Source organism: Amycolatopsis sp. SB7-3 (assembly GCF_041021335.1).
Taxonomy (GTDB): Bacteria; Actinomycetota; Actinomycetes; order Mycobacteriales; family Pseudonocardiaceae; genus Amycolatopsis; species Amycolatopsis japonica.
The window spans coordinates 61699-88692 of the sequence record NZ_JBFPJQ010000007.1; the positions used below are offsets into that span (position 1 = coordinate 61699).

Here is a 26994-nt window from a genome sequence, read left to right on the forward strand (position 1 = left end):
TTAGTCCTCTGAATGCGTTGGTGGCGTGTGCAAGTACCGCATTCAGAGGACTAATTGCGGGCGTGTCGGGGGTGCGAAGCGGAGGCGACGGTGGCGAAGGCCTGTACGCGCGCTGTCTCCGCGGAGCGCGGCCAGACGAGGCCCCACTCGACGTCGGGTGAGCCGGCGAAGGGCACGAAGCGGATCCGCGGGTGGCTGAAGTACTCCCGCGCGTGTGCGGCGAGCGGGCAGATACCGGCACCGGTGGCGATCGCGGCGAGCAGCTCTTGAAAGGTCGCGAAGGGGGCGCCCCGGGTCACGGGGTGCCCGGCCGGCGTCAGCCACTGTCGCGGTTCTTCGATCCAGTACGGCTCCGGCGGATGCGCCGCGCGAAGGACGGTGTCGCGGGCGAGGTCGTCGAGGGTGACTGACCTCCGTCGCGCGAAAGGGTGTTTCGACGACACCGCGAGCACCATCGGTTCGGTGTACACGGCCGGTCCGGTCGTGAGATCGGGTTCGTCGACCGGAAGCAGTGTCACCAGCACGTCGATCTCACCCGATCGCAGCATCGCGAACGGGTCGGCGAAATCAGCCTCGCGAATGAGTAGTTCGGTGTCCGGGTAGCGCTGCCGGAAACGGTCGAGCAGCTCTTCGGTCAGGTCGGCGACGCCGGGTGCCTCGAAGCCCAGCCGCAGCACGCCGCCGATCCCGCGGCCGGCCGCGATCGCGCGGTCGACGCCCTCGTGCAGCGCGCGGTAGGCGGGGCCGAGGTCGTCCCGAAGCCGTTCGCCGATCGGCGTGAGCCGGACCCGTCGGCTGGTGCGGGCGAACAGCGGTACCCCGATCCGGCGCTCCACCTGCTTGATCGACTGGCTCACCCTCGCCTGCGAGACATGCAGACGCTCCGCGGTGCGGCCGAAATGCAGCTCGTCGGCCAGCGCCAGGAAGATCTCGATATCCCGCAGTTCCATAATCTCCAGGTTATCGATGCGGGCCGGTGCCGGTCACCGGGAACCGTATTTCGCGCAGGTCTAGACCATCGATGCTGTGTCATGTGTTAATTCAAGCAATGAATTTACGCGTTCTCGGCATGGGTGGTGAGGTATGACGAAATTCGTGGTCCGGCTCGCTCTGCTGTTCGTTTCGTGTCTCGCGCTGGCGTCGGCGCCGGTGGCGGCACAGGCGGCACCCGCGTTCAAGGTGCTCGCGTTCTACAACGGCACCTACGACGCGGCGCACATCAGCTTCGTCAAGGAAGCCAACCAGTGGTTCCCGAAAACCGCTTCGCAGAACAACTTCAGCTACACCGCGACCAACGACTGGAACCGGCTGAGCTCGCTGCAGCCGTCGCAGTATCAGGTCGTGCTGTTCCTGGACGACCTGCCGCAGACCTCCTCGCAACGCTCGGGCTTCGAGCGCTACATGAACGCGGGGGGCGCGTTCTTCGGCTTCCACGTGGCCGCGTTCACCACCAATCCGTCCACTTGGGACTGGTACCACAACAGGTTCCTCGGCACGGGCGCGTTCAAGTCCAACACCTGGGGGCCGACGACGGCGACGCTGAAGGTGGAGAACCGGCCGCATCCCTCGACCACGCGGCTGCCCGCGACGTTCACCTCGTCGGTGAGCGAGTGGTACGCCTGGACCAGCGACCTGCGCAAGAACCCGGACATCCGGATCCTCGCGTCGGTGGACCCGGTGAGCTTCCCGCTCGGGACCGACCCGAACCAGTCCTGGTACAGCGGGTACTACCCGATCCTCTGGACCAACGCCAAGTACAAGATGCTCTACGCCAACTTCGGGCACAACAAGATGAACTACGAGACGAACCAGCCGCTTTCGTCGACCTTCGGCAGCGAGGTGCAGAACCGCTTCGTCGTCGATGGTCTGCTGTGGCTCGGTGGAAGGCAAACCGCGCGAGGATGAGCCGGTCTTGCGCTATTTCCGCAGGTCAGAGGCGTCGGTGGTAGCAAAGGTCCCTTGCTCTCCCGCGGTGCCGTGAAGGCCTCCTTGCCTACCCTGAAGGTAGTGAAGGAGGCCTTCACGGACGGCCCGCGGTGTGCCCAGAGCCGGGTGGTAGCAAAGGTCCCTTGCTACTCCTCGATGGCGCCCCCGACCGCCCGCAGATGCCGCCGGAACGTCAGCGAAGGCGACTTCGCCCGCTCCGCGAGGAAGTCGGCGAAGCGGACCTGTTCGCGAAGGGACTCTCCGCCGCGTATCCGGTCGGCCTGGCGCCGCTCGGTGTCGCGGATGCCTTCGGCGCGGTCCAGGACCTCGTCCGCCCGGTCGGCGGGGACGAACAGGACACCGTCCTCGTCGCCGAACACGAGGTCTTCCCGCGTCACCGTCCAGTCCCCGACGACGGCCGATTCGAGCGCGCCGTCCGGGCGGGCGGAGACCGAGAGCGGGCCGGTCGGGATCGAACCGAGGCTGAACACCGGCAGCCCGATCTTCTTGATGTCGGCCGAGTCGCGGTGCAGCCCCCAGATCACCACACCGCTCAGCCCGGCCGCCTCCGCTTCGAGGACCGCGAGGTCCCCGACGCAGCTCTCGTCGAGCCTGCCGCCGTTGTCGACGACGAGGACGTCACCGGGGTTCGCGATTTCATACGCCTCCAGGAAGACGTCGACGCTGCCGACATGCCGGGCGGGGGTGACCCGCCCGGCCACGCGGGCGCCGGGCACGACCGAGTGCGTGCCCGCGGGCGCGCACCGGACCTGAACGCCGGCGCGCACACAGCCGTCGGTCAGATGCGCGGTGGTCAGCAGGGAGAACCGCTGCCGAAGCTCTTCGGGATCCATGCCCCGACTTTAGCCACGGCGCCACACCACGAGCTTGTCGTAGTAGTCGTCGTCCTGCAGAGTTCCCATGATCTCCCCGTTGTCGCCCACGATCGCGCCGCAACCGCTGGACGGCGCGGGAAGCGTCTCGACCGGGCCGCCCGGCGTCCACGCCGCGGGAATCGTGGCGGTACCCATGGTCCGCAAGCAGCCGGTGAGGAGTCCCGACCCGTTGAGCGCGGTCACCGTCATGGTCTCCGGCACCGGGATGGACGTGTCAGGGGCCGTCCAAAGCCGTTGTCCCCCTTGGAGGTCGGCCAGCACCTTGCCGTCCCGGATCGCGAGGGCGCGTGCTTCGCGGACGCCCTCGGGAAGGACCAGTTGCCGTGCCGCGCCGTCCTTCCAGAGCCAGACGCCGCCGAACTGTTCCTGCATCAGGATCGTGCCGTCGTGGTCGATGTCCACCGGGCTGAGCAGCGGCGGGGAGTCCAGAAGCACCGGGTGCGCGCGGTCGCCGGCCGGCCAGAACGCCGCCCATGAGCCATAGCGAGGATCGTTGTACACGCGGCCGACGATGTCGCCGCGGTTGTTCATCCCGGTGACGACCGTCTGGGCATATCCCGGGACCGTTTCCAGGAGCTGGAACCCGCCGTCCTGGTGGACGAACGAGCGTTTGGTCCCCGTCGAGATCGCGTATCCGTTCGCGAGAATCGCCTTCGACGTGTTCTCGTCCACGGCTTCGACCGAGCCGTAGCCCGCCGGGAAGCCGTGGTTGCGCACCCTCCAGCCCGACCAGGTGAGCAGTCCCCGGTCGGAGTGCCCCGCGTAGCTTCCGGCCCCATCGGTGGCCACCACCCGGATGGCGTCTCCGCCCGGCGGCCGCAGGTAGCTCATCGTCCAGCCGCTCGCCGACGCCGTGCCCGCCGACACCAGTCCGGCCGCGACGGTGGCTGCCAAGACCAAGCTCGTCCGTTTCATCGTTAACCCCCTGTGAGTCGTGTTCTCCCTGTTTAACGGGGGTGCGGCTCGCCCGTCTGCGTCACCTGACACGCAAGGTGCCGTAAGTAACATCCGTTCAGACCTGTATGTAAGGGGTTGATAAATACAAACCTGTCTGTATCTTCAGTGGCAGCAGCGACCCGGCAACGACAAGGAGCGTCGTGGTGGCCAACAAGGTGTACGTCGTCGGCGTGGGCATGACGAAGTTCGAGAAACCCGGCCGCCGTGAGGGCTGGGACTACCCGCAGATGGCCAAGGAATCCGGGACCAAGGCGCTCGCCGACGCCGGGATCTCCTTCGACGAGGTGCGGCAGGCCTACGTCGGCTACGTCTACGGCGAGTCGACCTCGGGGCAGCGCGCGGTCTACGAACTCGGCATGACCGGGATCCCGGTCGTCAACGTCAACAACAACTGCTCGACCGGGTCGACCGCGCTGTACCTGGCCGCGGAGGCGATCCGGGGCGGCCGTGCGGACTGCGCGCTCGCGCTCGGCTTCGAGAAGATGCAGCCCGGATCGCTCGGCTCGACCTACGACGACCGCGAGCAGCCGATGGGCAGGCACATCCAGGCGCTCGCCGAAATCTCCGAGGTGCTCTTCCCGCCCGCGCCGTGGATGTTCGGCGCGGCCGGCCGTGAACACATGAAGACCTACGGCACCACCGCCGAGCACTTCGCCAAGATCGGCGAGAAGAACCACCGGCATTCGGTGAACAATCCGTACGCGCAGTTCCAGGAAAGCTATTCGCTGCAGGACATCCTCGACTCGCGGATGATCTACGACCCGCTCACGAAACTCCAGTGCTCGCCGACCTCGGACGGTTCCGGCGCGGCGATCCTCGCCAGCGAGTCCTTTGTGGACTCGCATGGGCTGGCCGGGCAGGCCGTGGAGATCGTCGGGCAGGCGATGACCACCGACTTCGCCAGCACCTTCGACGGGACCGCGAAGAACATCATCGGCTACGACATGAACGTCCAGGCCGCGCGCCAGGTGTACGACCAGGCCGGGCTCGGCGCGGAGGACTTCCAGGTCATCGAGCTGCACGATTGCTTCTCCGCCAACGAACTCCTGCTCTACGAAGCGCTCGGACTCTGCGCCGAAGGGGAGGCCGGGAAGCTCGTCGACTCCGGAGACACCACCTACGGCGGGAAGTGGGTCGTCAACCCGTCCGGCGGGCTTATCTCCAAGGGGCATCCGCTCGGCGCCACCGGCCTCGCGCAATGCGCCGAACTGACCTGGCAGCTGCGCGGGACCGCCGACAAACGCCAGGTCGACGGCGTTCAGGCCGCGCTGCAGCACAACATCGGACTCGGCGGCGCCGCCGTCGTCACCGCCTACCAGCGCGCCGAGCGCTGACCCCGAAAGGAAGAACCATGGGCAAGATCAGTGCCTCCGTCGAACTCCCCGCCGCTCCCGACAAGGTGTGGGCGGAGTTCTCCAACCCCAACAACTTCGAGAAGTGGCTGACCATCCACACCAAGTGGAAGGGCGAGGTCCCCGCCGAATTCTCCAAGGGAGCACAGGCTTCCGAGGTCGTCACGATGCTCGGGATGCCGAACACGATCACCTGGACCGTCGACGAGTTCGAGGCGCCGTCGAAGCTGGCGATCTCCGGCACCGGGATGGCCGGGGTGAAGGTCAAGTTCGAGCTGTCGGTGGAGGCGTCCGGAGGCGGTTCGCTCGCCAGCATCGACGCCGAGTTCGCCGGTCAGATGATCGTCGGCGCGCTCGGCAAGGCCGTCGAGAAGGACGGCAAGAAGAACCTCGACGCCTCCCTAGAGAACTTCAAGGCGCTGGTCTCGTGACCGAGCGGTTCGACCCCGGCGGGCTCGGCAAATGGACCGACGAGTCGCGGTTCGAGGTCACGCGCGAGCGACTGATCGAGTACGCGAAGGCCACCAACGACCCGATCTCGGCGCATCTCGCCGGTGACGTCGCGAGCCCGGTGTTCGCGATCGTGCCGGTGTTCGAGTCGCTGATGGAACCCGCGCTCGAGGTCGTCCCGGTCGGCTTGTTCGGCCGGATCGTGCACGGGGAACAGGAGTTCCGGTTCCACCGGCCGATCCGCCCCGGCGACAAGCTCGTGTCGCGGGCGCGGATGACCGGTTACGAGGGCCTGCCGAACGGCACCCGCGGCACGATCCATCTCGAATGCCGGACCGACGACGGCGACCTGGTCAACGAGCAGTACGTGACGCTGTTCGTGCGCGGGTTCGACACCGGGGAGACCCGCGGCGAACTCGGGCCGGACCACAAGTTCGACGAAGGACTCCGTGCCCAGGCGCCGGTGGCGAAGGTGAATCAGCACGTCGACGACGACCAGACGTATCGGTACGCGCCCGCCGCCGGCGATCCGATGCCGATCCATCTCGACGAAGAGGTCGCGAAGGATTCGGGGCTGCCGGGGATCATCGCGCACGGCCTGTGCACGATGGCGTTCACTTCGTGGGCGCTGCTGACCGAGGTCGCCGGGTCCGATGTGGACAGACTGAAGCGGTTCGCCGTCCGGTTCGCCAAGCCGGTGCTGCCCGGCCAGGAGCTGACGACGCGGATCTGGCGCGCGGGCGCCGGGAGCTACGCGTTCGAAACCACCGTCGGCGAAACCGTCGTGATCAAAGACGGTCTCGCGGAATTCGCGGAGTAGGAGCAAAGCCATGGGAGCACTCGACGGACGCGTCGCCGTCATCACCGGCGCCGGACGCGGGATCGGCCGCGAGCACGCGCTACTGTTCGCGCGGGAGGGCGCGAGCGTCGTGGTCAACGACCTCGGCGGGGCGAACGACGGCAGCGGCAGCGACGCCGGGCCCGCGCAGGAGGTCGTCGACGAGATCCGCGCGGCGGGCGGGAAGGCGGTGGCGAACACGGCCAACGTCGCCGACTGGGCGGGCGCCGCCGAGCTGGTGACGCAGGCGGTGGACGAGTTCGGCAAGCTCGACGTCGTCGTGAACAACGCCGGCATCCTGCGCGACGCGTTCATCGCCGGCCTTGAGGAGTCCCAATGGGATTCCGTGATCGCCGTGCATCTGAAGGGGCACGCGGCGGTGCTGCGGCACGCGGCCGCGTACTGGAAGACCGCGAGCAAGGCGGGCGAGCCGGTGGCGGGCTCGGTGATCAACACCGCCTCGGCGTCCGGGACCACGCTGCCGAACGCGGGACAGGCGAACTACGGCGCGGCGAAGGCGGGAATCGCCGCGCTGACGCTGGTCGCCGCCGAGGAGCTGGAGCGCTACGGCGTGCGGGTCAACGCGATCGCGCCGATCGCGCGCACGCGGCTCACCCTGGCGACGCCGGGGATGGGCGCGATCTTCGCCCAGGAGGTGGAAGAGGGGGAGTTCGACGCGTTCTCCCCGGCGAACATCTCGCCGCTGGTGGCCTACCTCGCGACCGAGAAATGCCCGCTCACCGGCAAGGTGTTCGCGGTGCAGGGCGGCGCGATCTCCGAACTCGCGGGCTGGCACGACGTCAAGGTGATCGAAACCGAGGCCGCCTGGGAGATCGACGACATCGCCGCGAGGCTCCCGTGATCGAGTGGTCCGAGACCGAACTGCTGATCAGGGACGCGATCCGGGAATTCGTCGACAAGGAGATCCGGCCGCACCTCGACGCGCTGGAAAGCGGGACGCTGCCGCCGTACGACATCATCCGGAAGATGTTCGCGTCCTTCGGCATCGACGCGCTCGCCCGGGAATCGGTGTCGAAACTGCTGTCGAAGTCTCCTGGATCCGGTTCGGGTGGTGGCCTGGCGTTCGGTGGGCAGGAGGCGATGGCGCTCATCGCGGTGAGTGAACTGGCCGGGGTCAGCCTCGGCATCGTCGCTTCGCTCGGCGTGAGCATCGGGCTGACCGCGCAGACGATCCTGACGAAGGGCACGCAAGCGCAGAAGGAACGCTGGCTGCCCGGGCTGGCGACGTTCGAGAAGGTCGGGGCGTGGGCGATCACCGAACCCGACTCCGGTTCGGACGCTTTCGGTGGCATGAAGACGTCGGTGCGGCGCGACGGTGACGAGTACGTCCTCAATGGACAGAAGACGTTCATCACCAACGGGCCCTACGCCGACACGATCATCGTGTACGCCAAGCTGGACGACGGCTCGGAGGTCCGGGACCGCAAGGTGCTGACGTTCGTGCTGGACAAGGGCATGCCGGGACTCACGCAGGGCAAACCGTTCAAGAAGATGGGCATGATGTCGTCGCCGACCGGCGAGCTGTTCTTCAGCGACGTCCGGCTCGGGCGGGACAGGCTGCTCGGCGAGTCCGAGACCGGCCGCGACGGCGACAGCAAGGCCGAGGTGAAGTCCGGGTTCGCCGTCGAGAGGATCGGGGTCGCGGCGCTGGCGCTCGGGATCATCAACGAATGCCATCGGCTGTGCGTGGACTACGCGAAGAACCGGAAGCTGTGGGGCCAGGAGATCGGGCGGTTCCAGCTGATCCAGCTCAAGCTGGCGAAGATGGAGGTCGCGCGGATCAATGTGCAGAACATGGTCTTCCAGCTGATCGAGAACCTGCGCGCGGGCAAGATGCCGACGCTGGCCGAGGCTTCGGCGATGAAGCTGTACTCGTCGGAGGCGGCCACCGAGGTCGCGATGGAGGCCGTGCAGCTCTTCGGCGGCAACGGGTACATGGCGGAGTACCGGGTGGAGCAGCTGGCGCGGGACGCGAAGTCGCTGATGATCTACGCGGGGAGCAACGAGATCCAGGTGACGCATATCGCGAAGGGCCTGCTGGGTCGCTGAGGGAGCAAGGGACCTTTGCTACCACGCGGGGGTCCGGCTCCCCGACGGACGACTCGCGTGATTGGGCGGACGACACGCGTGATCAGACGGACGACACGCGTGATTGGAGGCGGAACTCGCGTGATCGGGGCCGGAACTCGCGTGCTTGGGGGCGTTCCGGCTCCAAACACGCGAGTTCCGCGCCCGATCACGTGAGTGCGGGGTCAGTCGCGTTCGATCAGGTGACCGACGACCTCCGGGCCGGGGTGGGCGTGGCCGGAGCCGTCGCGACGGAGGTCGACTTCGGGGAGTTCCACCGGGTCGCCGTTGCGGGCGGCACCGGCGGGGCGCGGGCCGATCCAGCCGACGATCAGCCGCGTTTCGCCCTTGAGGAACCGCTGCGCCCGGACGCCGCCGGTCGCGCGGCCCTTGGCCGGGTACTCGCTGAACGGGGTCACCTTCACGCTCGCGCCGGTCGCGGTGACGACCATCGGCTCGCCGTGTTCGGCGTCATCGGTGCGGATCGCGCCGAAGAAGACCACTTCCGCCTCGCCGCGCACGGCGATGCCCGCCATGCCACCGCCCTTGAGACCTTGCGGCCGCACGAGCGAAGCGGCGTAGCGCAGCAGTGACGCTTCGGACGAAAGGAACGCCAGCGTCTCGTTGCCGTCGGTGAGCCAGGTGGCGCCGACGACCTCATCGCCGTCCTTCAGGCTGATCACGTCGAACTCGTCGGAGCGGACCGGCCATTCCGGCGCGCACACCTTCACGACACCGTGCTTCGTGCCGAGCGCGAGGCCGGGGGAGCCGGCGGCCTGTTCGCCGAGCGGGGCCAGGCCGATGACGCGCTCGCCCTTTTCCAGCGGCACCAGTTCCTTCGCGGCCATACCACCGCGCAGCGACACCGTGCCCGCCTGCTCGGGCAGCACCGGCAGCGGCAGCACGTCGGTCTTGAAGGCGCGGCCGCGGTTGGTCACCAGCAGCACCTGCCCGCGGGCGGTCGAATGGACCACCGCGGCCACCGAGTCGTGTTTGACGCGGCCGTTGCGGCGCCGCACTTCCGACGCCTCCTCCGATTCCGCGGCCGTCCGCGCGACCAGCCCGGTGGCCGACAGGATCACCTGACACGGATCGTCGGCGACCTCCAGCGGACCCGACGGCTTCGACGCGGCGAGGACCTCCTTGAGGTCGCCGTCGATCAGCGCGGTGCGGCGTTCGGTCGGGTGGTCCTTGGCGATCTTGGCCAGCTCGGCCGAGACGACCTTCTTCAGCACCGACTCGTCGTCGAGGATCTTCGACAGCTCGGCGATCTCCTCGCGCAGCTTGTCCTGCTCGGATTCGAGCTCGATCCGGTCGTACTTCGTGAGCCGCCGCAGCGGGGTGTCCAGGATGTAGGTCGCCTGGATCTCCGAGAGCTTGAACCGCTTCATCAGGCCGTCCTTCGCGGCCGCGGCGTTCTCGCTCTCGCGGATCAGCTTGATCACCTTGTCGATGTTGAGCAGGGCGATCAGCAGACCGTCGACCAGGTGCAGCCGCTCTTCGCGTTTGCGGCGCCGGTACCGCGTGCGGCGGGTGACGACCTCGTAGCGGTGGCTGAGGAAGACCTCCAGCAGCGCCTTGAGCCCCAGCGTCTGCGGCTGCCCGTCCACCAGCACCAGGTTGTTGATGCCGAACGACTGCTCCAGCGGCGTGAGCCGGTACAGATCCGCCAGCAGCGCCTGCGGGTTCACGCCGACCTTGCATTCGATGACCAGCCGCGTGCCGTTCTCGCGGTCGGTGAGGTCCTTGACGTCGGCGATACCGGTGAGCCGCTTGGACTTGTTGACCTCGTCGGTGATCTTCTCGATCACCTTCTCCGGTCCGACGCCGTACGGCAGTTCGGTGATGGTGATGGCCTGACGACCACGGCTGCCCTCCAGCGGCCCGGTCTCGGCGCTGGCGCGCATGCGCACCACCCCGCGGCCGGTCTCGTACGCGCGGCGGACCTCGTCCAGCCCCAGCAGCGAACCGCCGGTCGGCAGGTCGGGACCCGGGACGTACTCCATCAGCTTGTCCAGCGTGGCGTTCGGGTGGTTGATCAGCCACCGCGCCGCGCCGATGACCTCGGACAGGTTGTGCGGGATCATGTTGGTCGCCATCCCGACCGCGATCCCGGAAGTGCCGTTGACCAGCAGGTTCGGGAACGCCGCGGGCAGCACGGACGGCTCTTCGAGCGAGCCGTCGTAGTTCGGCCGGAAGTCGACGGTGTCCTCACCGAGTTCACCGACCAGCAACATCGCCTCGGGGGAGAGCCGCGCCTCGGTGTACCGCGAGGCGGCCGGGCCGTCGTCGGGGGAGCCGAAGTTGCCGTGCCCGTCGACCAGCGGGACGTTGAGCGAGAAGTCCTGCGCGAGCCGGACCATGGCGTCGTAGATCGCCGTGTCGCCGTGCGGGTGGTACTTGCCCATCACGTCGCCGACCACGCGGGACGACTTCACGTACGCGTGCGTCGGCCGGTAGCCGTTCTCGTTCATCGAGTACATGATCCGGCGGTGCACCGGCTTCAGCCCGTCCCGCGCGTCCGGGAGCGCCCGCGAGTGGATGACCGAATACGCGTACTCCAGGTACGAATCCTCGATCTCCGTCTTCAGCGAGTTGTCGAAGACGTTCGCGCCTGGTTTGTCGAACGCTGACGGGTCGACCTTGGTCGTGGTGCCCTTACGGCGTGCCATTGCTCAAAGCTCCTTGAATAGCAACGAAATCAGGCGTCGATGGCTTCGCGGTCGACCCGGTCGGAGGATTCGACCAGCCAGTTGCGGCGCGGCTCGACCTTCTCGCCCATCAACAGTTCGAGCGCGTTCTCCGCGGCTTCGACGTCGTCGAGGGTGATGCGGCGGACCGAGCGGGTGGCCGGGTTCATCGTGGTGTCCCACAGTTCGTCGGCGTCCATCTCGCCGAGACCCTTGAACCGCGGCACCGGTGTGACGATCTGCTTGCCGGCGCGTTCCAGTTCCGCGAACTTGGTCTCCATCTCCTTCTGGGTGAAGGTGAAGTGGGTTTCCGGGTTGCGGCCCTTGGTGACCAGTTTGTGCAGCGGCGGCATCGCGGCGTAGAGCCTGCCGTCCTCGATGACCGGCCGCATGTACTTGGCGAACAGCGTGATCAGCAGCGTGCGGATATGCGAACCGTCGACGTCCGCGTCGGCCATCAGGATCACCCGGCCGTAGCGCATGGTCGACAGGTCGAACGTGCGCCCGCTGCCCGCGCCGAGCACCTGCACGATGGAGGCGATCTCGGCGTTCTTCAAGGTGTCGCCGAGCGACGCCTTCTGGACGTTGAGGATCTTGCCGCGCAAGGGAAGCAGCGCCTGGTACTCCGAGACGCGCGCCATCCGCGCCGAACCGAGGGCGCTGTCACCCTCGACGAGGAAAAGCTCGCTGCGGGAGACGCCGGTGGTGCGGCAGTCGACCAGCTTCGGCGGCATCGCCGCGCCTTCGAGCGCGGTCTTGCGCCGGGCCGCGTCCTTCTGCTGCTTCTGGGTGAGCCGGACGCGTGCCGCGTCGACCACCTTCTGCAGCACGATCTTCGCCTCGGACTTGGTCTTGCGCTCTTCGGTCCACGACCGGATGTGCTTGTCGACGATGCCCTGGATGACGCGGGTGATGCCGGCGGTGGACAGCTCGTCCTTGGTCTGCGAGGTGAACTGCGGCTCCGGCAGCCGGACGTGGACGACCGCCGTCATCCCTTCGAGCACGTCCTCGACGGTCGGCATGTCCTCCTTGGGCTTGAGCAGCCCGCGGGTTTTGGAAATGGCGTCCTGCAAGGCTTTCAGCACCGCGCGGTCGAAACCGCGGCGATGGGTGCCGCCGTGCACGTTGCGGATGGTGTTGGTGAAGCACTCCACCGTGCGCTCGTAGCCGGTGCCCCAGCGCAGCGCGACCTCGACTTCGGCGTGACGCACCACATTGGACTGCATGACACCGCTGGCGTCGGCCGCGTTCTCCTTGTATGTGCCTTCGCCGTTGATGATCAGCGTGCCGCAGACGGGTTTTTCGCTGTCCGGGGCGAGGAAGTCGACCATGTCGGCGAGGCCGTTGGGGAAGTGGAAGGTCTCTTCGCTGATCGAGTCGTCGACGGCGGTGCGCAGCACGTACGTGACGCCGGGGACCAGGAACGCGGTGTTGCGCATCTTCGCGCGGACACCCTCGACGTCGAGCGCGGCGCCGCTCTCGAAGTAGCGCGAGTCGTACCAGTAGCGGATCGACGTGCCGGAGCGCTCGCCGCGCTTCATCTTGCCGGTGACGTTCAGCCCGGACTTGCGGGTGAACTTGGCCTTCGGGCCCGGCCCGTCGAACACGCCGGGGACGCCGTGCGCGAACGACATCTGGTGGACCTTGCCGCTCTGCTTCACCGTGACGTCGAAGCGGTGCGACAGCGCGTTCACCGCCGAGGCGCCGACACCGTGCAGACCGCCGGAGGTCTTGTAGCCCGAGCCGCCGAACTTGCCGCCCGCGTGCAGCCTGGTCAGCACCAGCTCGACACCGGACAAACCGGATTTGGCGTGCGTTCCGGTGGGGATGCCGCGCCCGTCGTCGTCGACCTGGACGCTGCCGTCGGCGTGCAGGGTGACCACGATCTTCGTGGCGTGACCCGCCACGCCCTCGTCGGTCGAGTTGTCCACGACCTCGGAGAACAGGTGGTTGATGCCGCGGCTGTCGGTGGAGCCGATGTACATACCGGGGCGCTTGCGGACCGCTTCCAGACCCTCGAGATGCGTCAGGTCGTCGGCCCCGTACAGGGTCTCAGCAGTCACTGGGTACTTCTCCTGGAGTCGTGGCTCGCGAACTAGCTCGTGGAGGTGGTGTTCAACGCGACACCGTACTGGAGGATATCCGTCCCCTCCGACAGCTTCGTTCTCCCGAGCCCCGCGTGTGGCGCATCACCCTGTCCCGATGGGCGGGTCACGGCTGGGGAAAGCGACTTCCTCAAGGCTCGGATGAGGCGTTATCGTTTCCGGTGTCACAGGGTGACGGGGGGAACAAGGTGGCCGTCGGAACCGGTCCCACACGCGTCTCGACCGCACAACGCGTCGTGAGTCTCTGGTATTTCGTGGTGGTCATCGGCTCGCTCGGCCTGCTCGCGCCGCTGCCGTTCGTGCACGCGGCCATCCGGCTGCGCCGCACGTTCGTGGTGCTGTACGTGTTCCTCTACGGCGGGGTCTCCTACGGTCTGCTCTATCTGCTCTCCCTCGAGGAGACGGAGGGCGCGGTCGGTACGGTCATGGCCCTTTCGTGGTTCTTCGGCACGATCCTGTTGATCACCGTGTCCTGCGTCCATCTCGCGCTGCTGCGGAAGAAGATCCTCTACCCGCCGCCGACGGCGTGGGTCGAGTCCGGCATGCACTGCGGGCTGTTCTCGATCGACATCTCCGGGTTCGGGCAGGTCGGCCGCAGCAGCGAGGTCTTCGTCCAGGTCCGGCGGATGCTCTTCGGTGTTCTCTCCACCGCCTTCGAGGCCAGCGGGATCGCCTGGGAAGCCTGCCTGAAGCGCGACACCGGGGACGGCATGATCGTCGTGGTCCCGCCGCATTTCCCGAAGTTCCGCCTGGTGTACCCGCTGGTGTCCCGGCTGGCCGCCGAACTGGCCAGGTACAACGTCGGCACCGAGCCCGCCCTGCGGATCCGGGTCCGGGTGGCGATCCACGCCGGCGAGATCGCGCTCGACGAGTACGGCGTGACGGGGCGGCCGAAGGTGCTGCTCGCCCGGCTGCTGGACTCGCGCGTGCTGCGGGACGCGCTCACCGAAGCGCCGGACGAGTCGCCCGTGGTGGTGCTCGTGTCGGACCGGTTCCACGAGGACGTCCAGGACCAGGGCGGCCCCGGTCTCGACACGATGAGCTACCGGCAGGTGCTCGTGCACGAGAAGGAGACCGAGGTCCGCGCCTGGCTGCACGTCCCGGATCCGGTGTTCAGAGAGCTGCCGTGAGGACCTCCAGCGCGCTGTGCTGACGCGCGGCGTCGACCTTGTCGACCGGCCCCGCCCAGCGCAGGCCGTGCTGATCGAGCGACGTGCGGTTGTTCGCGATCGTCGAGTTCGCTTGGCGCGTCAGGTAGGCACGGTACGGCCTGCCCGCCAGCGCCCGGTCGAGCTCGCCGAGCCCCCTGACGTACGCGCCCTTGAACGACGGCCCGTCGGCTCCGCAGTCGCCGGACTCGCACGGATCGCGCAGGATCCCGTTCGAGTGCAGGAGCGACGTCGTGGTGGAGGCGTCCGCGAGCCGCCGGGCCGTGGTGAGCAGGGCGGCGTCACCGGTCGCGCGCTGAAGTTCGACCAGCGCGCCGAGGACGATGCCCTGGTTGTAACTCCAGACCGCCTGGCCGTTGTTGGCGCAGGAGGCGTTCAGGCCGTCGTTGATCAGGGCGCTTCCGTTGATCATGCCGCTCGCGCGGAACCAGTCCCACACCTCGCGTGCCCGCGCGAGCTGACGGGTGTCGCCGGGGATCCGGTTGTGCAGTGACGCGGCCACCTTGACGTACAGCTCGTTGGTGACGGCGTTCTTGTACGTCTTCGCCGTCGACCACCAGAGTCCGCCACCGCAGGTCCCGTCGCGGTAGGAGTACATGTAGTCCGCCGCGATGACGGCGGTGTCGAGGTAGCGGCGGTCCTTCGTGAGGTCGTAGGCGCGGATCCAGGCGAGCGCCCACCAGCCGGTGTCGTCGATGTATTCGTTCGTGAAGTTGCCGCCGCGGTTGCGGTCGAAGGTGTTTCCGATGGCGTAGCGGTAGTTCTGCGAACCCGTTCGCGTGCTGTAGTCGAGGATCGCGGTGAGCGCGTTCGCCGAGTTCCACCAGCCCGTGGTCGGCCAGAGTCCGGTGCCGTTGTCGTAGAACTGCATGAGCGCGGTGGCCGCGGCTTCGGCGCGGTCCTTGGCGGCGACCGTGGTGCGGAACCACGGCGTGCACGCGATTTCCGGCCGGTCGCCCGCCTTTCCGCAGGCGCGCAGGGCGCCGAAACGGTGGGTGGCGGGGTCGTCGACGTTGAACATCAGGGTGCGCCAGCCGCGTTGGCCGTCCGGGATCTTCGTGTCGCCGATCCGGCTGTCGCCCGCCCAGGTGCGGCCGCCGTCGAAGGAGCGGTCGAGCCAGACTTCGTCGCCCGGGTTTCCGTTGGTGATGCTGCCCCAGCCCATGTTGTCGCCGTCGGAGAGATGCAGCGTGATGGCGCGGTCCCAGACGGAGGCCGTGCCGGGTCTTCTTTCGCCGACGGCCAAAGCGGGGTCGCGGCTGTCGCAGTACTTGGCGCAGATCGTCGCCTGGACGGTGGGTTCGGGAGTGGTGGCCGGCGTGAGAGCGAATGTCAACGTTGTCACAAGCAGGGAGGTGAGCCACATGGATTCGAGTGTGGGGGCGGTCACTTTCCGGGCCGATCAAGTCACCCTTTCAGCCCGCGTCGATGGTCTGGAATACTTCTTGCGTGCGTGAAGTTGAACGCTCAAGCAACGTAACCCCGGCCTAGGGAGCAGGTCATGCAGTTCGGAATCTTCACGGTGGGCGATGTGACGACCGACCCGACCACCGGGGAGGCGCCCAGCGAGTACGAGCGGATCAAGGCGATGGTGCGGATCGCGCTCAAGGCCGAAGAGGTCGGCCTCGACGTCTTCGCGACCGGCGAGCACCACAACCCGCCCTTCGTGCCTTCGTCGCCGACGACGATGCTCGGCTACATCGCCGCGCAGACGTCGAAGATCATCCTTTCCACCTCGACCACGCTGATCACCACGAACGACCCGGTGAAGATCGCCGAGGACTTCGCGATGCTGCAGCATCTGGCCGACGGCCGCGTCGACCTGATGATGGGGCGCGGCAACACCGGCCCGGTGTACCCGTGGTTCGGGCAGGACATCCGGCAGGGGATCCCGCTGGCCATCGAGAACTACCACCTGCTGCACCGGTTGTGGCGCGAGGACGTGGTCAGCTGGTCCGGCAAGTTCCGGACGCCGCTGCAGGAGTTCACCTCGACCCCGCGGCCGCTCGACGGTGTCCCGCCGTTCGTCTGGCACGGCTCGATCCGGAGCCCGGAGATCGCGGAACAGGCCGCCTACTACGGCGACGGGTTCTTCGCGAACCACATCTTCTGGCCGAAGGAACACTTCCAGGCGCTGATCAACCTGTACCGCGAGCGGTACGAGCACTACGGGCACGGCAAGGCGGACCAGGCCATCGTCGGACTGGGCGGACAGGTGTTCCTGCGGCCCAAGTCGCAGGACGCGGTGCGGGAGTTCCGGCCGTACTTCGACAACGCGCCGGTGTACGGGCACGGGCCGTCGCTGGAGGAGTTCACCGAGCAGACGCCGCTGACCGTCGGCAGCCCGCAAGAGGTGATCGACAAGACGCTGAGCTTCCGTGAGCACTTCGGCGACTACCAGCGTCAGCTGTTCCTGATGGACCACGCCGGCTTGCCGCTGAAGACCGTGCTGGAACAGCTCGACCTCCTGGGCGAGCACGTGATCCCGGTGCTGCGCAAGGAACTCGACTCGCTTCGGCCGGCGCACGTGCCCGAGGCCCCTACGCACGCTTCTCGTTTGGAGGTCCTGGCATGACCACGATCGCTGTCGTCACCGCGGGGTTGAGTCAGCCGTCCTCGACGCGGCTGCTCGCCGACAAACTCGCCGCGGCGGTTTCCGTCGCGCTGCCGGACGTGAGGATCGAGGTGATCGAACTCCGCGATCTGGCCGTCGACGTCACGAAGAACATGCTGACCGGGTTCCCCTCCCCGGCCCTGCGGGCGGCCATCGACACGGTGACCACCGCGGACGCCCTGATCGCCGTGACACCGGTGTTCACCGCGTCGTACAGCGGGCTGTTCAAGTCGTTCTTCGACGTGCTGGACCAGAAGGCGCTCGACGGGAAGCCGGTGCTGATCGGTGCCACCGGCGGGACCGAACGGCACTCGCTGGTGCTCGACTTCGCGCTGCGTCCGCTCTTCGCCTATCTTCGCGCCGAGGCTGTCGCGACGGCGGTGTACGCGGCTTCGTCGGACTGGGCGTCTCCGGGCGACCTCGACAAGCGGGCGTCGCGGGCCGGGCGGGAGCTCGCTTCGCGGCTGTCTTCGGAATCGCCTGCCGGGGCTCCGGAGAGCGGGTTCGTGCCGTTCGAGCAGCTGCTGGCCGGTGGGTGAGCAAGGGACCTTTGCTCTCTTGCGCTCTCGTGAGTGGCGAGGACGGTTAGGACCGTCCTCGCCACTCACGAGGCGCGTTCAGGGGGTCGGCCAGACCGGCCGGATCTCGATGGTCGCGAACTTCGCGACCGGATGCTTCGCCACGACCTCGATCGCCTCGTCGAGATCGGCGCACTCGATCAGGTCGTAGCCGAGGATCTGTTCCTTCGTCTCCGCGAACGGCCCGTCCGAGACGAGCAGTTCGCCGTCGCGGTGGCGCACGGTGGTCGCCGTTGCCGCAGACCGGAGCCTGCTGCCGGACAACCGCACTCCGCGAGCGGTCATCTCGTCGACCCATTCCTGGGTCCGCGCGTCCAGCGGGTCTTCGCAGTCGTCCGCGCCGGGGAACGGCGTCCCGCAGATCAGCAACATGTAGCGCATCGGTCCTCCTTCGGTCGATCAGTTCATCACCCCGACGAACGGTCTCCTCCGAAACAGACCGTCATGACCAGCGCCTTCCCGTCCCGACCGGCACAATCGACGGAAAGGGACGACGGCGAGGAGACGACGGTGGGCATCGGAAAACCCGTGAAGCAGGCCCTCATCCTGATCGCGGGCATCATCCTGCTGGCGGTCGGTATCGCGCTGCTCGTGCTGCCCGGGCCGGGGTTGCTGCTGGTGCTCGCGGGTCTGCTCGTGCTGGCCTCGGAGTTCCCCGCGGTGGAGAAGTACGTCGATCCGATCCGCGACAGGGCGATGAAGGCGGCCGAGGACAGCGTTTCGTCCCCGCTGCGCATCGCCGGTTCGGTGCTGGCGGGGCTGGGGCTGCTGGCCGCCGGGATCGTCTGGGGCCTGGTGCCGGGCCTGCCGCTCGCGGGCTGGAGCACCGGGTCGAGCTTGATCCTTTCCGGGCTCATCCTGTTCGCGTTGCTGATCTGGAGCTACAAGCGGGTGCAGGCGCGGAGGTCCGCGAACGCCGAATAACAGCCGGGTGGTCTGGTACCGTGCGCCGCGTGGCACCCGACTTCCAGCGCGCACGGCGGCCGGAACAGGTCGAGGCCCGGCGCGCGGCGATCCTCGGCGTGGCGCGCGAACTCCTGGCCGAGCGGCCCGTCTCCCGGATCAGCCTGCGGGAACTGAGCGATCGGGTGGGCCTGGCGAAGTCGAACGTGCTGCGGTACTTCGACAGCCGCGAGGCGATTTTCCTCGAGGTCTTGGACTCGGTCTGGGTCTCGTGGCTCGACGAACTCGAAGGCGAGCTGAGCGCCCTCGACGGCCCCGGCTACGAGCGAGTCGCCACCGTCATCGCGACGTCGATCTCGCGGCAGCGCCTGCTCTGCGAGCTGATCAGCACGATGGCCGCCGTGCTGGAACGCAACATCTCCGTCGAGACCGCGCGGACGTTCAAGACGCGGGCCGGCGAGCGGACCGAACGGCTCGCCGACATCGTCCGCACTCAAGTCGCGTTGGACGGCGAAGCGGCAGGCTACTTCGCGAAGGCCGTCTTCATCCTCGTCGCTGGACTGTGGCCCTACGCGAACCCAGGAGAGGCCGTGGCGACGGTCCTGGCCGAGCGCGGAGCGCCCACCGGCCACGCGATGTTCGTCGACGGGTTGACCGAGGGGCTGGCGAACCAGCTGGTCGGCCTGGCCGTTCGTGCAGGTCAGCGCCCCGAGTGGTAGCAAAGGTCCCTTGCTCCCTTCCCGCACGCGCCGGTCGGGGACAACCTGCCTAAGGTGAGCGGAACCCACTTGCACAAGGAGCGATCATGAGCCCAGGCGGCACCCACACCCTCGGCGATCTCACCGTGAGCCGGATGGGCTACGGCGCCATGCGGCTGTCCGGCCCCGGCATCTGGGGTCCGCCGAGCGACCGCGACGCCGCGATCGCGGTCCTCCGCGAGGCGGTCGAGCTGGGCGTGACCCACATCGACACGAGCGACTTCTACGGTCCGCACACGACCAACGAGCTGATCCGCGAGGCCCTGCACCCGTACCCGGACGAGCTGCACATCGTCACGAAGGTCGGCGCGAAGCGGTCTCCGGACAAGGGCTGGCCGTCGGCGCTCTCGCGCGAGGAGCTGACCTCCGCGGTCCACGACAACCTGCGCAACCTCGGCCTCGACGTCCTCGACGTGGTGAACCTGCGGCTCGCGGGGGAGCACGGCGTCTTCCCGATCCCGGTCTCGATCACGGAGCCGTTCGAGGTGCTCGCCGAGCTCCAGCAGCAGGGCCTGATCCGGCACCTCGGCCTGAGCCACGTGTCGGCCGAGCAGGTCAAGGAAGCGCGCGCCATCGCGCCGGTCGTCTGCGTGCAGAACGAGTACAACGTCGCGAACCGCGCCAACGACGGGCTCCTCGACGCCCTCGCGGCCATCAACATCCCGTTCGTGCCGTACTTCCCGCTCGGCGGGTTCACGCCGCTGCAGTCCGGCGTGCTCGACGACTGCGCCCGCCGGGTCGACGCGACGCCGATGCAGGTCGCGCTCGCGTGGCTGCTCCAGCGGTCGCCGAACATCCTGCTGATCCCGGGCACGTCCTCGCCCGCGCACCTGCGGGAGAACGTCGCAGCCGCGGACCTGGAGCTGCCAGCGGACGTCCTGGCCGATCTCGACGCCCTCGCCTAGTCGTCCGTGAAGGCCTCCTTCCCTCGGCTCAGCCGAGGGAAGGAGGCCTTCACGCGCTTCAGAGGACATCCCGGCGCCGCAGCAGCCAGCCGCCGAGACCGGCGAAGACCACCAGGTAGCCGGCCACCACCAGCGTCGCCTGAGAGACGCTGACGAGTTCCCCGACGCCCGGCGTCGCGCCCGAAGCACCGAGCGACGCCGCCAGCGAACCGGCGTTGGCTCCCGGCAGCGCCAGCTGAAGCGTGCCGACCCAGTCCACCAGCGGGGCCGCGACCCCGAACAGCAGGTTCTGCACCACCAGCAGCCACACCAGGCCGAGCCCGATCGGCAGCGCGACCCCGCGCATCGCGATGGCGAGCGCCGCGCCGAGTGCCGCCCAGGTCATCGCGATGAGCCAACCGGCGCCGATCCCCGTCAGCAGCGATCCGAACGACGGCCAGTTCATCGGCTCGCCCTCCGAAGACGCGATGAGCGCGCTCGTGATCGCGCCGGTCGCGAAGCTCGCCACCACGACGGTCAGCGACGCGACGGCCAGCGCGAACAACTTTCCACTGTAGACGGTCAGTCGTGAAGGTCCTTGCGTCAGAACGGTCTTCCAGGTGCTCCAGCCGTATTCGGAGCCGACGGCCAGCACCCCGAGCACGAGCAGGATCGCCCCGAGGAACACCGGCAGTCCGCCGATCGCGTTGCCGACCAGGTTGGACGGCAGGGTCGAGGCCAGTCCGCGATCGGTACCGGGAGCTCCGCTCGACGAGCCCGCCGCGCCCGCGAGCGGCAGCAGGTAGGTGAACGTCAGGCCGAGTACGACCGCGATCCCCAGCATGAACCAGTTCGCCGGACGCCGGACGAGTTTCGCCAGCTCGGCGGTGCAGCTACCCCACATGACCTGCCACCTCTCCGGTGAGCTCGAAGAAGACCTGTTCCAGATCCCGTTCGCGGACGTGCAGTTCACGCACCGCGATCCCTTCCGTGACGAGTTCGCGGTTCAGCCACGACGCGCGATCCGGGTCGACGGTCAGATCGAGCCCGGTCCCGCTCTCGCGCACGTTCTCCGCGCCGATCCGTTGCCGCACCAGATCGGCGGCACGCGTGATCTCGTCGGACTCGATGTGCAGCACCGTGCCGCCGCGGAGTTCGGCGACGGTGTTCTCCGCGACCAGCCGGCCGCGGGAGACGACGCCGACGCGGTCGCAGATCTGCTGGACCTCGCCCAGCAGATGGCTCGACAGCAGCACGGTGCAGCCCTCCGCGCCGAGCCGCCGGATCAGCACCCGCATGTCGGCCATCCCGGCCGGGTCGAGCCCGTTGGTCGGCTCGTCGAGGATCAGCAGTCGCGGGTCCTTCAGCAGCGCCGCAGCGACCCCGAGCCGCTGTTTCATGCCGAGGGAGTAGGTGGAGTACCGGTCCTTGCCGCGATCGGCGAGGTCGACCATCGCGAGTACTTCGCCGACGCGGAGCGGATCCGTTCCGCTGTAGCGGGCCAGTACCTTGAGATTGTCCGAGCCGGAGAGGTACGGGTAGAACCCCGGCGATTCGATCAGCGCCCCGACCCCGGCGAGGTCACCGGGCGGCCTGCCGAACAGCCGGACGCTGCCGGAGGTCGGCCGGACGAGGCCCAGCAGCATCCGCAACGTCGTCGTCTTGCCCGCGCCGTTCGGGCCGAGGAAACCGTAGATCTCGCCGGGCAGCACGGTCAGTTTCATCCGGTCCACGGCGAGCTGTTCGCCGTACCGTTTCGTGAGTTCGTCTGTGTCCACGGGAAGGTTCATGGTGACGAATGGTGTCGCGGGGAGGCCTGCACCACATCCGTTCACGAGCGGCACTCCGCGTACGTCATCGGACGTAGCCGGATGGCCGGAATCCTGCGACATCTGTCGAAAACACCGGTACCGGACACCGCGGCGATGATCATAGGCTCGGTGGCGTGTCGAAAATCCTCTTGATCCTCCACGTGCTCGCCGCCGTCATCGCGGTCGGCCCGGTCACCGTCGCGGCGAGCATGTTCCCCGCCGCGGCGCGAAAAGCCTTCGCCGAACCGGGTTCCGGGCTGTCCGTGCTGCGCGCGCTCAACCGGATCTGCCGCGTCTACGCGATTTTCGGTATCGCGGTGCCGTTCTTCGGGCTGGCGACGGCGGGAAGCATGCGGGTCTTCGGCGACGCGTGGGTGATCGTGTCGATCGTGCTGACCGCCGCGGCCGCCGGTGTACTGGCGTTGCTGGTGCTGCCCGGGCAGAACGCGATCCTCGCCGCGCTGGACGCGGAGCCGCCGTCGGCGCCGGTCACCGCCGGGCGGGTGGCGATGTACACCGGGATGTTCAATCTGCTGTGGGCCGTGGTGACGGTGCTGATGATCGTTCGGCCCGGGTCGACCACCGGGGCCTGAAAGAGCCTCGTGAGTGGATCACCACTCACGAGGCTTCGGTCAGGCGCTCAGCAACTGGTTGAAGAACGACCGGTAGCGGCGAAGCGCGATCCGGAGGTCTTCGGTGGCCGGTTCGCCCTGGCTCCACGCGGATTCCAGTTCCTTCTTGTGGTCCGCGAAGGTCGTCGCCAGGTTCTGGATCACCACCGCGACGAGTTCGTCGGCTTCCTTGACCGCTCGCCGCGGATCGTCCACAAAGGCCGTCTGGATGCCTTGCCAGCTGTCGCGGAACCGCTCGACGTCGACGTTTTCGAACAGCGTCTGCGCGTCGTCTTCGTTGGTGCGCTGGGAATCGGTGGCCACCAGGTCCTCGGTGCCCAGGGGACGGCCGGCGTCGCCGTCAGTGGTCCGATCCTCGTCGGGTCGTTCCGTCGTCCCCGCCACGCGTTCCGTTCCCTCGGTTTCCAGTGGCCTGCTTTCCATGGGTTTCCGCTCCTTCGCCGGCATCGGTCAACAGATCTTCGAACACTTCGCGGTAGTGCTTCATCGCTTCCCGCAGGTCCTCTGTGGACATTTCGGATTCCCGGTGGCGCACCAGCGTGTCGTGCCCGGCGCGGTAGTGCCGCAACGCGTTGGCGTGCCGGACGGACAGATCCGCGAGCTGCTGGTCGTACCCTTCGGTCGGGTAGCCGCGCTCGGCCATCAACGAGACCAGCACCCGGTCCGCCTCGACGACGGCGCCGGACGGGCGGTCGACGAACTGTTCCTGGATCAGCGCCCATTCCTGCGCGTACCGGTCCTTTGTGGTCTCCGGCAACGGCCGGATGTCGAGATCCGAATGTCGTTTCACCCGCGACGAAAGCTCACGTTCGGCTTCTCGCGGGCTTTCGTGCTCTTTGACGGCCCGGTCGTATTCGGGTCCGAACGTCTCCCGCAATCGCCGCCTGCGCTGTCCTTCGATGACGAACCAAGCGGCCGCTCCCACCACCAGGATCGCGGCGATGACGATGATGATGACCAACCACGTGGGCATCGTTATCTCTCCTCCGGATATTCGCCGGTCATCCCCCGACAGGCGGTGAGTTCCCCGCTTTCTCGGCCGGAAACCCTTGTGCCGCAAGAAGTTTTGGATCTTAGGCCGGATGGCCCAGTGAAATGATCTCTTTTACGCCGCTTCGCGGACGCCTGTGCGTCCATTGGGCGGAGATCGTGAGGCTCGCTAATCAAGCGTCCCCCTATTGGGTGCCGCCGATGACTCAGTGTAGGTAAAAACTCCCGATCACTGCTCCGTTGTGGCACTATTGCCCCGTTCGCAGGAAGAGGGCCTGCGAACGGAGGGGGCCGCCGTAATGGGGCTGCCTGGTACGACAGAAAAGATCATCAGGGGAGGAGATCGTCAAATGTCGACGCCTACGGACGTCAAGGACCCCATCGGCGAGGAGGAGCCGGTCGACCCGGCTCAGCCCAAGCCCGACCAGGGAGAACACCGGCACAGTCCCGATTGTGAGCACCAGAACGAACGGGTCCGCGACTGCCCCGGCGGATGCGCCCAGACGCCGCCGCCCACTCCCTGAGCGATGCTCCTGGTCGAAGAGGTACGCCCGTCACCCGGTTTCGAACCGGTGGCGGGCGACTCTCGGCTACGGAGTGTGCTGTCATAGATCAGTGGCGGTAACACAGCTCGATCAAATCGAGGTCATTCGCAAAGCGCGCGAACTCCAGCGTGCCGGTATCGATGCCGCGTGTTCGGCCCGTCAACGCGAAGGAATCCTTCTGCTCCGCCGGGGCATGGCGTTGCTCGATTCCATTCATCCGGTCGCCGAACGGATGCGGCACGACTGGCTCGCCGCCCGGATCCGGCTGGCTTCCAGTATCGCGACCGTGGGGTCGGAGACCAGTGGGGGCGTCGCTTCCGGGCTCGCCGGTCTGGACGACGTACGACTGTTGCTGAAAGCGGTGGACGACCCCCGTCTCTACGCGGAATTACGCGGTCAGCTCGACCACAATTACGGACTCCTGCTCATGGCGGTGGGTCGGAACGAGGAAAGCACGGCGTATTTCGATTCGTCCCTGGCGCACAAAGAGGCCGCGCTCGCGATGTCGAAGGATCCTTCGACATCGCTCGACCCTTACCTGGGCACGTTGACCACTCGCGGGCTGGCGTACACCAGGCTCGGCGACGTGCGGCGGGCCAGGCGAGACCTCGTCAGCGCCGTGGAACTCGCGGAACGGAACGGCCTGCGGGCTCAGGCCGCGGACGTCCGCCGCCCGCTGGGCACGCTCGAACTCCGGGTCGGGAACGTACCCGCCGCGCTGCGGCTCTACGAGGAAAGCGAGCGGATCTACCGCTCGCTCGACCTGGACATCCCGCCGCTGCTGAGGTGGGAGCGGGCCGAAGCGCTGTTGACCGCGGGTCTTGCCGAAGAGGCCGGAGCCCATCTCGACGAGATCCTGCCGGTGATGCTGGAACAGCGGAGTATCACCAGGGATCTGGGCGGGGTGGAATTGTTCCGCGCGTCCGCGGCGCTGATGACCGATGATCTGGAGCTCGCGCGGACCTACGCCGCTTCGGCCCGGCGTCGTACGCTCCGCTGGGGCTGCCAGACCTGCGTCGCCAACGCGACCATCGTCGGCCTCCGCGCGGACGTGCAGGAAGCCCTGCGCACCAACGAAATCCCGCCCTCCCTGACCTCGCGCGCGTTGCGGGCGGCGAACGGGATGCCGATGCCGCGGCTCGCCGATCAGGCCGCGTTGGCGCGGATGCTGGCGGTCCGTGTCGAGCTGAGGAAGGGGAAACGCAAACGCGCCGCCGAGCTGCTCGCGCGGATTCCGCAGCCGGGACGGCTGACCTCCGTCGATTATCGGATGCTGCGCAGGCTTTGCCGCGCGGAACTCGCGGTGGCCGAGGGGGACAAGGCCAAGGCGCTGGCGGAGATCCGGGCCGGGCTCAACGAACTCGACCGCGTCCGCGACCGGATGGGCGGTATCGAGCTGGTGTCCGGTACGGCGCTGCACGGCAGGGAGCTGGCGGATCTGGCCGTCAAGATCGTGCTGGAGCGGGCCGACGCGGCTCGGTTGTTCGGCTGGACGGAGCGGACCCGCGCGCAAAGTTACCGGTACGAACCGGTTGTCGCGACCGATCCGGAGCTCGCCGAGCGGGTCGGCGAGGTCCGGGGGCTCGATCAGGCGATCCATCAGGCGCAGCACGAGGGGCATCCGACAGCGGCCTTGCGGACGAAGCACGCCGAGCGGTTGCGCGAGGCGCATCGGCTCGGCTGGCATACGGGTCGCTGGGGCAGGCCCCGGCCGGTCGCGCGGCTCGCGGAGGTCGCCGAGGAGCTGGGCGAACGCGCGCTGGTGAGTTTCGCGTCGTCGGGGGACGACCTGGTGGCGATGGTCGTCGTCGACGGCCGATGCGAGCTGGTGCGGCTAGGTTCGGCCGCGCGGGCGGCGGAATCCGCACGGATGCTGAACGTCGACCTCGACGCGCTCGCGCCGGATCGGCTGCCGGCGCCCCTGGTCCAGTCGGTGCTCGGTTCGGCACGGAAACAGGCCGAACGGCTGGACACCCAGCTGGTCCGGCCGCTCGAAGCGCTGCTCGGGGATCGCGGCCTGATCGTCGTGCCGACCGGCCCGTTGTTCGCCGTGCCGTGGGGAGTGCTGCCGGCGTTGCGGTCGCGGCCGATCGTCGTCGCCCCGTCGGCGACGGCCTGGCTGGGGGCGGCGCGGTCGACCGTCTCCCGTGCGCGGAAGGTCGTTCTCGTCCGGGGCCCCGGACTTGTCGGGACGCGTGGTGAGCTGGACAAACTCGCCGTGCATTACCGGACCGCGCGGACGCTGGCCGGTGCCGAGGCGACCGTGTCCTCTGTTTTGCACGCGCTGGACGGGGCGAAGCTCGCGCACATCGCCGCGCACGGCGCGCACGAGCCCGAGAACGCCTTGTTCTCCCGGCTGGAATTGGCCGACGGCGCGCTCTTCGCGCACGAGATGGCCGGGCTGGCGCAACCGCCGACACAGGTCGTCTTCGCGGCGTGTGAACTGGCGCTGAACCGGATCCGGCCCGGGGACGAGGTCCTCGGTTTCGCCAGTGCGTTGCTCGCGAGCGGTTCGCGGACGGTGATCGCGCCGTTGAGCCGAGTCGGTGACGAGGCCGCGGCGGCCGCGATGGACGATTACCACCGCGGTCTCGCGGGAGGGGCCGGACCGGCGACCGCGCTGGCGGACACCATCGCCGTTGATCCGTTCCGGCGACCGTTCGTCTGTTTGGGTGCGGGCTGATCCTCCGGCTTGACAACCCCTGTTCGATCTTCACGACTCCAAGTGCCCGGTTGGTTACTCTTGACCGAGTCGTCTGAACCAATTATGGTCTAGACCACATTCGCCGGCTCGGCGCTTCGGCGGAT

26 protein-coding genes are annotated in these 26994 nt (G+C 67.9%); 15 read left to right on the forward strand and 11 right to left on the reverse strand.

Translation table 11 applies throughout. The features are described 5' to 3' along the window. Positions 1 to 50 precede the first annotated feature (50 nt). A complete protein-coding gene (locus tag AB8M46_RS35165; protein ID WP_394362984.1) occupies positions 51 to 950 on the reverse strand; it encodes a LysR family transcriptional regulator in 900 nt (299 codons plus the stop codon). 133 nt (positions 951 to 1083) lie between these two features. On the opposite strand from AB8M46_RS35165, the gene AB8M46_RS35170 reads away from it, so the two are divergent. Then, positions 1084 to 1905, forward strand: a complete 822-nt coding sequence (locus AB8M46_RS35170) for a ThuA domain-containing protein (protein ID WP_378423010.1) — start codon at positions 1084 to 1086, stop codon at positions 1903 to 1905. A 167-nt stretch (positions 1906 to 2072) separates the two neighbouring features. Here the strand turns inward: AB8M46_RS35170 and AB8M46_RS35175 are convergent, their stop codons facing one another. Together AB8M46_RS35175 and AB8M46_RS35180 are read right to left on the reverse strand one after the other, a co-directional pair. Further along, a complete protein-coding gene (locus tag AB8M46_RS35175; RefSeq protein WP_394362985.1) occupies positions 2073 to 2780 on the reverse strand; it encodes an RraA family protein in 708 nt (235 codons plus the stop codon). Between the two features lie 9 nt (positions 2781 to 2789). Beyond that, entirely contained in the window at positions 2790 to 3737 is a 948-nt protein-coding gene (locus AB8M46_RS35180) for a hypothetical protein (protein ID WP_394362986.1), read from the reverse strand. Positions 3738 to 3919: 182 nt separating this feature from the next. On the opposite strand from AB8M46_RS35180, the gene AB8M46_RS35185 reads away from it, so the two are divergent. The 5 genes from AB8M46_RS35185 to AB8M46_RS35205 are packed head-to-tail and all read left to right on the forward strand — an operon-like array spanning position 3920 to position 8489. Next, positions 3920 to 5113, forward strand: a complete 1194-nt coding sequence (locus tag AB8M46_RS35185; protein ID WP_199755096.1) for a lipid-transfer protein — start codon at positions 3920 to 3922, stop codon at positions 5111 to 5113. A 17-nt stretch (positions 5114 to 5130) separates the two neighbouring features. After that, entirely contained in the window at positions 5131 to 5562 is a 432-nt protein-coding gene (locus AB8M46_RS35190) for an SRPBCC family protein (RefSeq protein WP_394362987.1), read from the forward strand. After that, the gene (locus AB8M46_RS35195; protein ID WP_394362988.1) at positions 5559 to 6401 is read left to right on the forward strand and encodes a MaoC/PaaZ C-terminal domain-containing protein; all 843 of its coding nucleotides are present in this window, start codon (positions 5559 to 5561) and stop codon (positions 6399 to 6401) included. Before AB8M46_RS35190 ends, AB8M46_RS35195 begins: the two co-directional genes overlap by 4 nt. A 10-nt stretch (positions 6402 to 6411) precedes the next feature. Then, positions 6412 to 7281: an SDR family oxidoreductase gene (locus AB8M46_RS35200; protein WP_072028673.1), complete on the forward strand. Its 870-nt coding sequence runs from the start codon at positions 6412 to 6414 to the stop codon at positions 7279 to 7281. Continuing rightward, positions 7278 to 8489 carry an acyl-CoA dehydrogenase family protein gene (locus AB8M46_RS35205; RefSeq protein WP_394362989.1) on the forward strand — a complete coding sequence of 404 codons (1212 nt, stop codon included), beginning with the start codon at positions 7278 to 7280 and terminating at the stop codon, positions 8487 to 8489. The genes AB8M46_RS35200 and AB8M46_RS35205 overlap by 4 nt, the downstream gene beginning before the upstream one ends. 203 nt (positions 8490 to 8692) lie before the next feature. On the opposite strand, the gene AB8M46_RS35210 is transcribed toward AB8M46_RS35205, so the two are convergent. Together AB8M46_RS35210 and AB8M46_RS35215 are read right to left on the reverse strand one after the other, a co-directional pair. Then, complete coding sequence (locus AB8M46_RS35210; RefSeq protein WP_037346035.1) at positions 8693 to 11179, reverse strand: DNA topoisomerase (ATP-hydrolyzing) subunit A; 2487 nt, start codon at positions 11177 to 11179, stop codon at positions 8693 to 8695. Positions 11180 to 11208: 29 nt separating this feature from the next. After that, positions 11209 to 13260: a type IIA DNA topoisomerase subunit B gene (locus AB8M46_RS35215; RefSeq protein WP_037346037.1), complete on the reverse strand. Its 2052-nt coding sequence runs from the start codon at positions 13258 to 13260 to the stop codon at positions 11209 to 11211. Between the two features lie 230 nt (positions 13261 to 13490). Between AB8M46_RS35215 and AB8M46_RS35220 the strand changes: the two genes are divergently transcribed. Further along, positions 13491 to 14432, forward strand: coding sequence for a hypothetical protein (locus tag AB8M46_RS35220; protein ID WP_394362990.1), 942 nt, complete (start codon positions 13491 to 13493; stop codon positions 14430 to 14432). Here AB8M46_RS35220 and AB8M46_RS35225 read toward each other — a convergent pair. Next, the gene (locus tag AB8M46_RS35225; RefSeq protein ID WP_394362991.1) at positions 14416 to 15837 is read right to left on the reverse strand and encodes a glycoside hydrolase family 76 protein; all 1422 of its coding nucleotides are present in this window, start codon (positions 15835 to 15837) and stop codon (positions 14416 to 14418) included. The genes AB8M46_RS35220 and AB8M46_RS35225 overlap by 17 nt on opposite strands. Before the next feature lie 135 nt (positions 15838 to 15972). Here AB8M46_RS35225 and AB8M46_RS35230 point away from each other — a divergent pair, with 135 nt between their 5' ends. Further along, on the forward strand, positions 15973 to 17046 hold the full coding sequence (locus AB8M46_RS35230) for an LLM class flavin-dependent oxidoreductase (protein ID WP_037346041.1): 1074 nt from the start codon (positions 15973 to 15975) through the stop codon (positions 17044 to 17046). Further along, a complete protein-coding gene (locus AB8M46_RS35235; RefSeq protein WP_394362992.1) occupies positions 17043 to 17624 on the forward strand; it encodes an FMN reductase in 582 nt (193 codons plus the stop codon). Before AB8M46_RS35230 ends, AB8M46_RS35235 begins: the two co-directional genes overlap by 4 nt. A 78-nt stretch (positions 17625 to 17702) precedes the next feature. Here the strand turns inward: AB8M46_RS35235 and AB8M46_RS35240 are convergent, their stop codons facing one another. After that, positions 17703 to 18044, reverse strand: a complete 342-nt coding sequence (locus AB8M46_RS35240; RefSeq protein ID WP_037346043.1) for a YciI family protein — start codon at positions 18042 to 18044, stop codon at positions 17703 to 17705. Between the two features lie 129 nt (positions 18045 to 18173). Here AB8M46_RS35240 and AB8M46_RS35245 point away from each other — a divergent pair, with 129 nt between their 5' ends. The 3 genes from AB8M46_RS35245 (at position 18174) to AB8M46_RS35255 (ending at position 20229) form a co-directional block, all read left to right on the forward strand. Then, positions 18174 to 18587, forward strand: coding sequence for a PGPGW domain-containing protein (locus AB8M46_RS35245; RefSeq protein WP_037346915.1), 414 nt, complete (start codon positions 18174 to 18176; stop codon positions 18585 to 18587). A 29-nt stretch (positions 18588 to 18616) separates the two neighbouring features. Next, positions 18617 to 19285: a TetR/AcrR family transcriptional regulator gene (locus AB8M46_RS35250; protein ID WP_037346045.1), complete on the forward strand. Its 669-nt coding sequence runs from the start codon at positions 18617 to 18619 to the stop codon at positions 19283 to 19285. Between the two features lie 86 nt (positions 19286 to 19371). Beyond that, positions 19372 to 20229 carry an aldo/keto reductase family oxidoreductase gene (locus AB8M46_RS35255; RefSeq protein WP_037346047.1) on the forward strand — a complete coding sequence of 286 codons (858 nt, stop codon included), beginning with the start codon at positions 19372 to 19374 and terminating at the stop codon, positions 20227 to 20229. Between the two features lie 58 nt (positions 20230 to 20287). Here AB8M46_RS35255 and AB8M46_RS35260 read toward each other — a convergent pair whose 3' ends face one another. Together AB8M46_RS35260 and AB8M46_RS35265 are read right to left on the reverse strand one after the other, a co-directional pair. After that, positions 20288 to 21112, reverse strand: coding sequence for an ABC transporter permease (locus AB8M46_RS35260; protein ID WP_125735739.1), 825 nt, complete (start codon positions 21110 to 21112; stop codon positions 20288 to 20290). Next, a complete protein-coding gene (locus AB8M46_RS35265; RefSeq protein WP_394362993.1) occupies positions 21102 to 21998 on the reverse strand; it encodes an ABC transporter ATP-binding protein in 897 nt (298 codons plus the stop codon). Before AB8M46_RS35265 ends, AB8M46_RS35260 begins: the two co-directional genes overlap by 11 nt. 155 nt (positions 21999 to 22153) lie before the next feature. Here AB8M46_RS35265 and AB8M46_RS35270 point away from each other — a divergent pair, with 155 nt between their 5' ends. Then, complete coding sequence (locus AB8M46_RS35270; RefSeq protein WP_037346056.1) at positions 22154 to 22612, forward strand: membrane protein; 459 nt, start codon at positions 22154 to 22156, stop codon at positions 22610 to 22612. Positions 22613 to 22651: 39 nt separating this feature from the next. Here AB8M46_RS35270 and AB8M46_RS35275 read toward each other — a convergent pair whose 3' ends face one another. Together AB8M46_RS35275 and AB8M46_RS35280 are read right to left on the reverse strand one after the other, a co-directional pair. After that, the gene (locus AB8M46_RS35275) at positions 22652 to 23035 is read right to left on the reverse strand and encodes a hypothetical protein (RefSeq protein ID WP_235213449.1); all 384 of its coding nucleotides are present in this window, start codon (positions 23033 to 23035) and stop codon (positions 22652 to 22654) included. Then, a complete protein-coding gene (locus AB8M46_RS35280; protein ID WP_378424368.1) occupies positions 22992 to 23624 on the reverse strand; it encodes a hypothetical protein in 633 nt (210 codons plus the stop codon). The genes AB8M46_RS35275 and AB8M46_RS35280 overlap by 44 nt, the downstream gene beginning before the upstream one ends. A gap of 367 nt (positions 23625 to 23991) precedes the next feature. Here AB8M46_RS35280 and AB8M46_RS35285 point away from each other — a divergent pair, with 367 nt between their 5' ends. Together AB8M46_RS35285 and AB8M46_RS35290 are read left to right on the forward strand one after the other, a co-directional pair. After that, positions 23992 to 24165 (forward strand): hypothetical protein, encoded by a 174-nt coding sequence (locus AB8M46_RS35285; protein ID WP_158073312.1) that lies wholly within the window; start codon positions 23992 to 23994, stop codon positions 24163 to 24165. 214 nt (positions 24166 to 24379) lie between these two features. Further along, positions 24380 to 26869: a CHAT domain-containing protein gene (locus tag AB8M46_RS35290; protein WP_394362994.1), complete on the forward strand. Its 2490-nt coding sequence runs from the start codon at positions 24380 to 24382 to the stop codon at positions 26867 to 26869. The last annotated feature ends 125 nt before the right edge of the window (positions 26870 to 26994 follow it).

Excerpts from the sequence above, each read along its gene's own strand:
- AB8M46_RS35165 (WP_394362984.1), bottom strand. The coding sequence starts at position 950 with ATGGAACTGCGGGATATCGAGATCTTCCTGGCGCTGGCCGACGAGCTG.
- AB8M46_RS35170 (WP_378423010.1), top strand. The coding sequence starts at position 1,084 with ATGACGAAATTCGTGGTCCGGCTCGCTCTGCTGTTCGTTTCGTGTCTC.
- AB8M46_RS35175 (WP_394362985.1), bottom strand. The coding sequence starts at position 2,780 with ATGGATCCCGAAGAGCTTCGGCAGCGGTTCTCCCTGCTGACCACCGCG.
- AB8M46_RS35180 (WP_394362986.1), bottom strand. The coding sequence starts at position 3,737 with ATGAAACGGACGAGCTTGGTCTTGGCAGCCACCGTCGCGGCCGGACTG.
- AB8M46_RS35190 (WP_394362987.1), top strand. The coding sequence starts at position 5,131 with ATGGGCAAGATCAGTGCCTCCGTCGAACTCCCCGCCGCTCCCGACAAG.
- AB8M46_RS35200 (WP_072028673.1), top strand. The coding sequence starts at position 6,412 with ATGGGAGCACTCGACGGACGCGTCGCCGTCATCACCGGCGCCGGACGC.
- AB8M46_RS35210 (WP_037346035.1), bottom strand. The coding sequence starts at position 11,179 with ATGGCACGCCGTAAGGGCACCACGACCAAGGTCGACCCGTCAGCGTTC.
- AB8M46_RS35225 (WP_394362991.1), bottom strand. The coding sequence starts at position 15,837 with ATGTGGCTCACCTCCCTGCTTGTGACAACGTTGACATTCGCTCTCACG.
- AB8M46_RS35230 (WP_037346041.1), top strand. The coding sequence starts at position 15,973 with ATGCAGTTCGGAATCTTCACGGTGGGCGATGTGACGACCGACCCGACC.
- AB8M46_RS35235 (WP_394362992.1), top strand. The coding sequence starts at position 17,043 with ATGACCACGATCGCTGTCGTCACCGCGGGGTTGAGTCAGCCGTCCTCG.
- AB8M46_RS35240 (WP_037346043.1), bottom strand. The coding sequence starts at position 18,044 with ATGCGCTACATGTTGCTGATCTGCGGGACGCCGTTCCCCGGCGCGGAC.
- AB8M46_RS35255 (WP_037346047.1), top strand. The coding sequence starts at position 19,372 with ATGAGCCCAGGCGGCACCCACACCCTCGGCGATCTCACCGTGAGCCGG.
- AB8M46_RS35260 (WP_125735739.1), bottom strand. The coding sequence starts at position 21,112 with ATGTGGGGTAGCTGCACCGCCGAGCTGGCGAAACTCGTCCGGCGTCCG.
- AB8M46_RS35265 (WP_394362993.1), bottom strand. The coding sequence starts at position 21,998 with ATGAACCTTCCCGTGGACACAGACGAACTCACGAAACGGTACGGCGAA.
- AB8M46_RS35280 (WP_378424368.1), bottom strand. The coding sequence starts at position 23,624 with ATGCCCACGTGGTTGGTCATCATCATCGTCATCGCCGCGATCCTGGTG.
- AB8M46_RS35285 (WP_158073312.1), top strand. The coding sequence starts at position 23,992 with ATGTCGACGCCTACGGACGTCAAGGACCCCATCGGCGAGGAGGAGCCG.
- AB8M46_RS35290 (WP_394362994.1), top strand. The coding sequence starts at position 24,380 with ATGGCGTTGCTCGATTCCATTCATCCGGTCGCCGAACGGATGCGGCAC.